Below are 6,264 nucleotides of genomic sequence, written 5' to 3' on the forward strand. Positions count from 1 at the left end.
TTAGTTGTATTGATTAGAAAGTCAGGTTTACGCCCACAGAATTTACTTTCACCATAGGATAGCTATAACTGTTACCACCGAGCGGTGATTCAGGATCTACCCATTTATAAAAATTTGTAATTGTGAGTAAGTCCTTGCCCGTCCAGAAAACCCTGAGTTTGATACCCTTCCTGGATAACCATGCATTTGATAAGGTATAGCCAATTTGAACATTTTTAAGCCTCATGTAGCCGGCACTCCGTACCCAAAAGGAAGAAGGTGTAGCAGACGGATCATTCTGCGAGTTTGAATTCCATACACGCGGAAAACTTGCGTCGGTATTATCAGGCGTCCAGCGGTCGAGCCAAATACTGGTGGGGTCACCATTTTTATCGTACAGCGAACCCAGTATGCGACCAGATACAAAAGACTTCACATCGCCTGCGCCCTGCAAAAACAAAACAGCATCAAACCCCTTATACCTTGCAGACAGATTAAGCCCATAGGTGAGTTTGGGAAAATAGGTGCCGAGATATTGCCTGTCTTTACTGTCAATTACACCATCATTATTAAGGTCTTTATATTTTATATCGCCAGGACCAACCGGTCCTCCCATACCATTCTGGCTGGCATGTTTAGCAATCTCTTCCTCCGATTGAAAAAGTCCTTCGGCTACCCAGCCATACAACGCATTAATAGGCAAACCCTCGCTTTGTATGGTAGAGCCATTGGGGAACGGACCGGTACCTGCAAGGCTTGTTATTTTATTTGTTATAAAAGATATATTGGCATTAGCGTTAAAGGAAAATTTGCGTTGCATTAAATGATAACCTGCCGATAATTCTACACCCTTGTTTTGTACACTTCCTGCGTTTATTACAGGAGCATTTAATCCAAAAGCATTTGCCACAGGAAGTGATAGTAGAATATTGTCAGTGTTGCGTATAAAGTAATCTCCCGTAAATGTGATCTTACCATTGAACAAAACGGCGTCTAACCCTATGTCTGTTGTTGTTGTGCTTTCCCACTTAATACCTGCATTCACACCGTTTATAGGGGCAATGCCATCTACCGTTTGCCCGCCAAATGAGTAGTTCTGACCTGTGGCGATGGTTGCCTGGTAAGGATAAGTGCCGATGTTCTGGTTGCCAAGCTTGCCCCACGATGCCCTGATCTTAAGATCTGAAAATGCTTTTTTGGCGCCTCGAAAAAAAGCTTCTTCAGAAATGCGCCATCCCACAGAAGCAGAGGGGAATATTGCCCACCGGTTACCCTTTGCAAAACGCGATGATCCATCATCCCTGATATTACCTTCTATCAAATATTTTTTCTTGTAAGCATAGTTGATCCTTCCAAATACAGACTGTAAGGCATATTCAGATGCATTGCCACTATTCTGCAAACCAGTGATTGGCCCGGCATCCAACTCGGTCAAAGCATTATTGAGGTATCCGCGCCTGCTGCCAGATAAGTAATCGTCTTTATTGTGCTCCTGTGAATATCCACCCAACAGGCTCAGGTCATGATCGCCAAAAGATTTGTCGTATTGCATCAATACCTGTAGCAGTAAATTGTCTAAAAAACTGGAGTTACTAGCTACAATGTTGGGACCTTCCCAAATGGTTGGTGAGCCGGTACTGGGATCATAGTATTGCACATCATTGACTTTTGATTTTGCCGCCAAAATATTTGCTGTATAGCCGAGGAGCGGCTTCACGTGCAAGCCCGTTAATACTTCAACATCAGCTTGCAATATAGCAGAGAGCCTATGTATTTTGTTGAAATTGTTAGAGCCACTTTTAAGTACAGCAACCGGGTTTCCTTCGTCACTATATCCATAGTATCCATTGATCATGTTGGGCACCACCCTGCCTGTTTGGTGTAGTGTTCCTATCAACTGGGCAAAGTCAAGTGCGTGAATATTGCTTACTGGTTCTCTGAATTGCTGTTGCGAATAGGCCAGGTTTCCACTCACTTTTATGCGGCGGCTAATGTTCATGTCAGTCTTAAACCTTGTATTATATCGCCTTAAGCTGGAGCCTTCCACAAGCCCCTCCTGCGACAGGTATCCCATAGATAGGTAACTTTGCATTTTATCGGTGCCGCCACTAACATCCAGGGAATGGCTTTGCTGAAGCCCGCTGCCTCTCCAGAACAGATCGTACCAGTCTGTGTTAGGATAATGCTCCGGATCAGAACCGTCTTTAAATTTCTGAATTTCCGCATCGCTGTATTTGGGCGATTTGCCTTCGTTTACCAATGCCTCGTTGTATAACGTTGCTGCCTGCCATGAATCAATAAAGTCGGGAGTAGCGGCCATTGACTGCTTACCAATATCCATATTGTAATGCGCAACGGTCTCTCCTTTTTTAGCATTTTTTGTAGTGATTAAAATAACACCGTTCGCAGCTCTTGATCCATAGATGGAAGCAGAAGCCGCATCTTTTAATACAGTTACAGATTCAATGTCGTTTGGATTTATATCATTCATGCTGGAAACAACCCCATCTACCATCACCATGGCATCACTGTTTCCTAAGGTGCCAATACCCCGCACACGGATTGTACCCTGGTCATTGCCAGGCTGTCCGTTGTTTACGGTAACGGTTACACCAGCCATTGTTCCCTGTAAGGCAGAAGACAGGTTAGTGATTGGTCTGCCCTCCAGTTCCTTACCGGTAATGGAGGCAACAGCGCCTGTAAGATTCACTTTCTTTTTAGTGCCATACCCCACTACTACTACCTCATCCATTGCATTGCTTTCCGCCACTTCAAGTGTAATATTCAGTTCGCTTTGATCTGAAACAATTACAGTCTGTTCCTCATAACCAACATAAGAAAAAACCAGCCGTTGCCCCTTAGCAACCCTGATCCTGAAATTTCCTGATTCATCAGTTATTGTTCCCTCTTCCGTACCAAAAATTTTAACTGACACATTCTCCAACGCGGTTTCTCCACTGGAAACTTTACCGGAAATAGTAAATTTTTCCTGTGCAAAAGCAACAGCAAACAAAAAAGTAAAGATTACCGGAAGCACCAGGTATTTCCGGATTCTATTGCAGATAGTTAAGGATACATTCATATGTAATAGTTTTAGTGTGATAGACAGTAGAATTATCAGATCAGTAATAACGACTAAGAATATTTCAAATTTAAAATCCCTTGTTTCCTTTTATTTACCCGATGTTGGTCAATGTGTACCTTATTTTGTTTATTTATAAGGCCAGAAATGCACTACGAAATGGTCTAAAATATTAAATACCCTTGCATGGCTGCTACCCGAAATACCGGCAGATCGCTTGAATATATTTGCCGTAAAACAGTTGGCAGTCGGCACTATTTAAAAGCACAGATGCAGAGCCTGGTATGGAACACCGCTATTCGAAATCTCACTTAAAAAGATTTATTATTGATAGGAGAAATAATCTGAAGATCAAAAAGCTGTGGTTGTTCTTTATGGACTCGTAAATGTAAATATGCAATCGGCAGGTATGAGCGTTTTAAAGCTTTTGCCTTTTACTTTTATATCTGCAACGTGGTGCACATTTTCTGTGTTGCTCGTTATATAGGTTTCAAAACCGGTAACAACAGGTAAATTGTTGAGTGTTCCATTTAAGTTAACCGGATGATGACTTTTGTTGATGCCGACCATACTTAGCTTTTTCGATGTTTCGTTATAAAATGCCAGTATAGTAAGGCTGTCGCTTTGATTTGAAACTGCTACCCGCCACGAACCGGGCAGTACAAATTTTGATACTTGTTGAAACGCATAGAAATTTTTCCGGGGAGTATAGCTTCTTGTGGCAGTGTCGTATGCAAGTATTCCCCAATAGCTGAAGGGCGAAGGTGCATGATGTTCATAATAGCTGTCATATCCCTCCCATATAATGCCTGCAGTAGCGCCATGTTGCAGGAATTCAAAAAGGAACCCAATAGATTTAGCTGCAAAATTGTAATTGTATTCTCCTAACATACCGTCATCGCAACCGTTACACCAGTTATTCCATTCTGTCATCCAATAATCTGTTTGAGGGTATGGCGAATGCTTAAGCGCAGAATCTACATTGGCATAATATCCTGCATAACTGTGTAAGCCGATATGTGCCATTTTAGACATTACAACCGAATCCTTCATCAATTCAGGTACATAGCTGTTTAGTCCGTTACCCATACCGGCAACATCAGGGGCCACATAGTGAATATCGCCCAACCCAAGGCTGTCCATCCGGTCTATAAACTTTCTTTGCAGCTTCACGTACTGTTTGGCATCAACCGTCGGCCCTTCATTTTCAATATCTGGTTCATTCATAATCGAAATCAAACCAATCTGCAGATGCTTTACTTTTCGCGCATAGTAAAAAAATGAGACCAACATTTCAATATATTCATCTTCATATTTCTCCTTCACCAATTTACCTCCCATCCATAAAGGAACAGGCCCCATAAAATTGATCATTAGATTTTTTGTAATACCACGACTGTTAAGGAAATCGATCATGTCCCAGGCCTTTTGGTACTTAGGCGTTTCATAAAGATGGTTGTAATAATCCCAATTGAATGTAAAAGGGTCATTATTATCATTCTTATCTTCCCAGTTATACACTGTTTCAACAATTACCCTCCATATCGTTGCATTGGCAGAATCAATCATCAGGTTCAGCGCGGGTTCCAGTTCTTTGCCCTCCCAGGCACGCGTATTGGCATTTACGCCAAAGCCATTGATTTGCTGAAACCTTGTTGCACCATCTACCTGAATGGAAACATTGATGGGGTTGACCAGTGCCTGGCTATAGCAAACATTTGAGAGTGAAATAAAAAAGATAAGTAATAGGATAAAAAAGTAAGCTCTGATCATTGTATAGATTTTGTGTCCACCCAAATGTCGATTCAGAGGAAAGTTATTGTTTACCCGATACCGTCTAATGATTCTCCTATTTTGTTTTTTTTTGCTCCGGCAATTAATTTAATTTTTTTTTGGCGGGTTCTAACGCCTAAATTGTAAAATGTGTATATTTCACATTGAAAAGAGAAATTCACCTATCAACTAATGAAACCTCATTTCAAACCAATCCCAACAGATGATTCCAATCTATTCAAAGCTGTGCTACAGGAAAATGCAAAGGAATTTGATTATCCATGGCATTTTCACCCCGAATATGAACTTACCTACATTGCCACTAGCCAAGGCACGAGGTATGTGGGAAACAGTATAGAAAATTTTTCGGAAGACGACCTTGTTTTAATCGGCGCTAACCTGCCGCACTGCTGGATCAATTCGCCCAATCAGCAACAAGCGGCAAGTGCGTTAGTCGTTTATTTTAAAGAGGATTTCGTGGATAAATCGTGGATGAACAGTGGAGAATTTGGATCGATCCGTAATCTCCTTGAATTGTCAAACAAAGGGATCAAGTTCCATAAATCTGTAGCACTAAAATTAAAAGAAAAAATTTTTGAACTGCATAAATTACCTTCCCTTGACAGACTGATACTCATTCTGAAAATACTGCAGGAGTTAGCTGAAACTAAAGAACGTCACTTTTTATGCGAACAGGGTTTTTCCTACGAACTGAATCATACCAACAATGAGCGGATTAATAAGGTTTATAAGTACATAGAAAAAAATTATCAAAAAAAAATAGCACTAACAGACATTGCAAGACAGGTAAATATGACCGAAGAATCCTTTTCCAGGTTTTTCAGCAAAACCATGAAAAAATCCTTTTTTGAATTTTTAAATGAATACAAAATCAACAAAGCTTGCAAGTCACTTATAGAAACAGATAAACAAATAAATGAAATCTGTTACGCTTCGGGCTTCGAAAGCATTCCTTTTTTCTACCGGCAATTTAAGAAATTCAAAAATTGTCAACCTAAGAATTACCGGATGTACTACCAAAAAATGTAGGTTATTTGGATACCTAATTAACAAAGTTCCTGTAGTGCTCAATTGTTCCTGCTTTTTATTACTTGCATCCCTTTCACTCACTAGAATTGTCTTAGAGTGTCTATTTACAATTGCCACCAACATTACAGGTTAGCGAAGTGCGGATAATAGCGATCTGTTCTGCTCAGCTACTGAAGCTGATTTTTGTTTTATTGTTGAAGATAACATTTGTCGTTTAATTATTAACGTCAAGCCCGAACTGAAGCTGATTAAAGTTTTGACCCGTCCTGAAAAAAGTTGACTGGTTTTAGTTAATAATCCTGTTATTGGTTGATGAAGATAATACATCCTGAATAAGGTTGATTTTTTTGTTGTTTGCCCGTGCGTTGGCAAAAATATTT

At 40.4% G+C, this 6,264-nt stretch carries 3 protein-coding genes; 1 reads left to right on the top strand and 2 read right to left on the bottom strand.

Annotated features, from left to right (window positions below):
- Positions 1–13: 13 nt before the first annotated feature.
- Entirely contained in the window at positions 14–3,061 is a 3,048-nt protein-coding gene (locus tag FC093_RS21000) for a SusC/RagA family TonB-linked outer membrane protein (protein WP_137263780.1), read from the bottom strand.
- Positions 3,062–3,433: 372 nt separating this feature from the next.
- Entirely contained in the window at positions 3,434–4,834 is a 1,401-nt protein-coding gene (locus FC093_RS21005; protein WP_137263781.1) for a glycoside hydrolase, read from the bottom strand.
- A 192-nt stretch (positions 4,835–5,026) separates the two neighbouring features.
- Between FC093_RS21005 and FC093_RS21010 the strand changes: the two genes are divergently transcribed.
- Positions 5,027–5,884, top strand: coding sequence for an AraC family transcriptional regulator (locus FC093_RS21010; protein WP_137263782.1), 858 nt, complete (start codon positions 5,027–5,029; stop codon positions 5,882–5,884).
- Positions 5,885–6,264 lie beyond the last annotated feature (380 nt).

Origin of the sequence: Ilyomonas limi, from assembly GCF_005233845.1 — a bacterium.
Lineage (GTDB): Bacteria > Bacteroidota > Bacteroidia > Chitinophagales > Chitinophagaceae > Ilyomonas > Ilyomonas limi.

Excerpts from the sequence above, each read along its gene's own strand:
- FC093_RS21005 (WP_137263781.1), bottom strand. The coding sequence starts at position 4,834 with ATGATCAGAGCTTACTTTTTTATCCTATTACTTATCTTTTTTATTTCA.
- FC093_RS21000 (WP_137263780.1), bottom strand. The coding sequence starts at position 3,061 with ATGAATGTATCCTTAACTATCTGCAATAGAATCCGGAAATACCTGGTG.
- FC093_RS21010 (WP_137263782.1), top strand. The coding sequence starts at position 5,027 with ATGAAACCTCATTTCAAACCAATCCCAACAGATGATTCCAATCTATTC.